A 3,376-nucleotide genomic window follows, 5' to 3' on the forward strand; every position below is an offset into this window, starting at 1 on the left:
ACAGATCGAACCGGTCGAGGGGCAGTTCGATTTCAGCTATCTCGACGCGTTGCTGCCGCAGGCGCGCGAACATGGCGTCAAACTGGTGCTGCTGTGGTTCGGCACGTGGAAGAACACCTCGCCCGGCTACGTCCCGGCATGGGTGAAGCGTGACAATGCGCGGTTTCCCCGAATGCGGACGAAGGAGGGCAAGACGCATTACGCCCTGTCGCCGCATGGCGAAGCTACGCTTGAAGCGGATAAGAAAGCGTTCGTCGCGCTGATGCACTATCTAAAAGAAAAGGACGCCGACAACACGGTCATCATGGTCCAACCCGAGAACGAAGTCGGCGTGTATCAGCAGGGACGCGATCATTCGGCGAAAGCCAACCGGTTGTTTGCAAGTGCGGTTCCAACGAAGCTCGGCAAGCGCGGCACATGGACCCAAGCCTTTGGCGACGGAGCAGAAGCTGCGTTCAACGCGTGGCACACCGCGCGCTACATCGATGACATCGCGGCTGCCGGCAAAGCGATCAAACCTTTGCCGATGTACGTCAACGCCGCGGTCGGAGATCCCTTCGCGGCACTCGGCAAGTCGGGCGGTGCAAGTGGCGGTCCTGATTGGCAGGTGATCGACGTGTGGAAGGCGGCCGCGCCGCATATCGATCTTGTCGCTCCCGACCTATACACTCGCGACGCGAAGAACTATGTGAAGTTCCTCGACCATTACACTCGTCCGGACAACGCGTTGATGGTTCCGGAGACCGGAAACGCTGCGGATTTCGCGCGCTTCCTTTGGCCGACGCTCGGGCGGGGCGGCATTGGCTGGGCACCGTTCGGCATGGACGAGACCGGATATTCGAACCACCCGCTTGGTGCAGTGACGTTGGACAACGCCACGCTCGACTCCTTTGCGAGGCCCTATGCGTTTCTGAAACCAATGATGCGGGGTTGGGCACGCCTAGCTGCACTGCATGCCGGATGGGGCACAGCCAAAGGTGCCCCGGACACCGAACAATCGCGGGTTATGGGTAAGTGGAAGATCACCGCGAAATACGGCGAATGGCAGTTCGGCAGCATGGACTCGCCATGGCTGAAGGCTGCGCCACCACCCAATGCCGATCAGCCGGTTGGTGGGATGGCCGTACTGCAGGTCGCAGCCGATCAGTTCATCATCGTAGGCACCGACATCCGGGTGAACGTCGGTCAGGCACAGCAGTCTGACGAAGACGCTGGCACGACGATGAAGGTCGAGGAAGGGACGCTGGCCGATGACGGCAGCTTCGTCGCCCGCCGGGTGATGAACGGCGACCAGACCGATTATGGATTGAACTTTACGGCGCAGCCGATGCTGCTGCGCGTGACGATGGGGACGTATCGCTGATGAAGACGCTTCGCTGGACGCTGTTGTCGCTTGCCCTGTCGGTATCGCTGCCGGCGCTGGCCGCCGAGGTGGCCAAGGTGCCGGGCGGGGTGGTCGTGACCCCCGATGCCGGTCCGGCCAAGCGGGTGCGGGTGCTGGTCTATGGTCCCGACCGCTTCCGGGTGACGGCGGTGCCCGATGCCAGCCTCGACACGCCCGACAGCCTGATGGTCACCGCCAAACCCGCCGGCGACTTCACGGTGCGCGAGACGCGGGGCATGGTCGTGGTCAAGGCCGCCGGCGGATCGGCCGAGATCGACACCGATGACGGGCAGGTCCGGTTCCGTGATGCCGCGGGCAAGCTGACGCTGGAGGAAGCGCCGCGCGCCGCGTTCGTGCCGCGCAGTGCCGGGGGCGAGCAGTTCGTGTCGATCCGCCAGCAGTTCAACCGCGGCACCGACGAAGGTTTCTACGGTCTGGGCCAGCACCAGAACCGGCAGATGAATTACAATGGCGAGGACGTCGAACTCGCCCAGCACAATATGGATATCGGCATCCCGTTCGTCGTATCGACGAAGAATTACGGGGTGTTGTGGGACAATAACGGCATCACCCGCTTCGGCAATCCGCAGCCCTACCGGCTGGTCGGCGACGGCATGAAGGTCATGTCCGGCGGGCAGGCCGGGTGGCGGGCGCAATATTATCTGGGCGACCGGCTGGCCGTCACGCGCCGCGAGCCGACGATCAACTATCAGTTCATCAAGGATCAGGCGAACTGGCCGGCGGAGGCGAAGGCACAGACCGTCGCGGCGACCACCGGACAGAATACCGCCGGCAATGCGGTGCAGACGCAGAAGGTGGTGTGGACCGGCACCGTCGTGCCGACCATGACCGGCGTCCAGAAATTCCGCCTTTATTCGTCGAGCTATGTGAAGGTATTCGTCGACGGCAAGGAAGTGCTCAACCGCTGGCGGCAGAACTGGAACCCGTGGTTCCACAATTTCGATTTGCCGATGACCGCCGGAAAAGCCGCAGAGGTGCGGATCGAGTGGGAGCCGAATGCCGGCTACATCGCGCTGTTCCAGAACGATCCGTTGCCGCAGGCCGACCGCCATTCGCTATGGTGGTCGTCGGACGTCGCCCATGCGCTCGATTATTATTATGTTGCGGGCAAGAACATGGACGGTGTCATCGCCGGATACCGTGCGCTGACCGGCAAGGCGGCGCTGATGCCGCGCTGGGCCTATGGTTTCTGGCAGAGCCGCCAGCGGTACAACACCCAGGCGGAACTGCAAGGTGTCGTCGCCGAATACCGCAAGCGTCGTCTACCGCTCGACAACATCGTGCAGGACTGGTTCTACTGGCCCGAGGATCAGTGGGGCTGCCATTGCTTCGATCCCGCGCGCTTTCCCAAGCCGCAGCAGATGGTCGACGACGTCCATGCTCAGGACGCACGGATCATGATTTCGGTGTGGCCGAAATTCTATCCGAACACCGAGAACGCGCAGGAACTGAACGCCAAGGGCTATCTGTACCAAGGCAACCTGATCGCCAACGAGAAGGATTGGGTGGGTCGAGGCTATCGCAATACCGATTACGATCCCTATGCTCCCGAAGCGCGCGCGATCTATTTCCGGCAGATGAAGGACGCGTTGGTCGACAAGGGCTTCGACGCGTGGTGGATGGACGCGACCGAACCGGACATCCATTCGAACCTGTCGATCGAACAGCGCATCGACCGGATGGGACCGACCGCGCAAGGGCCGGGCGAAGAGTTCTTCAACAGCTATCCGCTGGTCCATGCCGAGGGGGTCGCCGACGGATTGCGCATCGCCAAGCCGGATGTGCGGCCGTTCATCCTGACCCGGTCGGGCTATGGCGGCATCCAGCGCGCCAGTGCCGCCTTGTGGTCGGGCGACCTCGCATCGCGCTGGGACGATCTGCGCGACCAGATTTCGGCGGGCGTGAACCTGTCGATGTCGGGCATTCCCAACTGGACCCATGATATCGGCGGCTTCGCGGTCGAGGATCGCT

2 protein-coding genes are annotated in these 3,376 nt (G+C 62.6%); both read left to right on the plus strand.

The genetic code is table 11. The features are described 5' to 3' along the window. Nucleotides 1-4: 4 nt before the first annotated feature. Nucleotides 5-1,363 carry a DUF5597 domain-containing protein gene (locus tag ASE91_RS18130; protein WP_268795976.1) on the plus strand — a complete coding sequence of 453 codons (1,359 nt, stop codon included), beginning with the start codon at nucleotides 5-7 and terminating at the stop codon, nucleotides 1,361-1,363. After that, on the plus strand, nucleotides 1,363-3,376 hold a 2,014-nt coding region (locus tag ASE91_RS18135), incomplete at its 3' end, for a TIM-barrel domain-containing protein (protein WP_082454121.1). The genes ASE91_RS18130 and ASE91_RS18135, both read left to right, overlap by 1 nt.

It is taken from the genome of Sphingomonas sp. Leaf62, assembly GCF_001421915.1.
Classification (GTDB): domain Bacteria; phylum Pseudomonadota; class Alphaproteobacteria; order Sphingomonadales; family Sphingomonadaceae; genus Sphingomonas.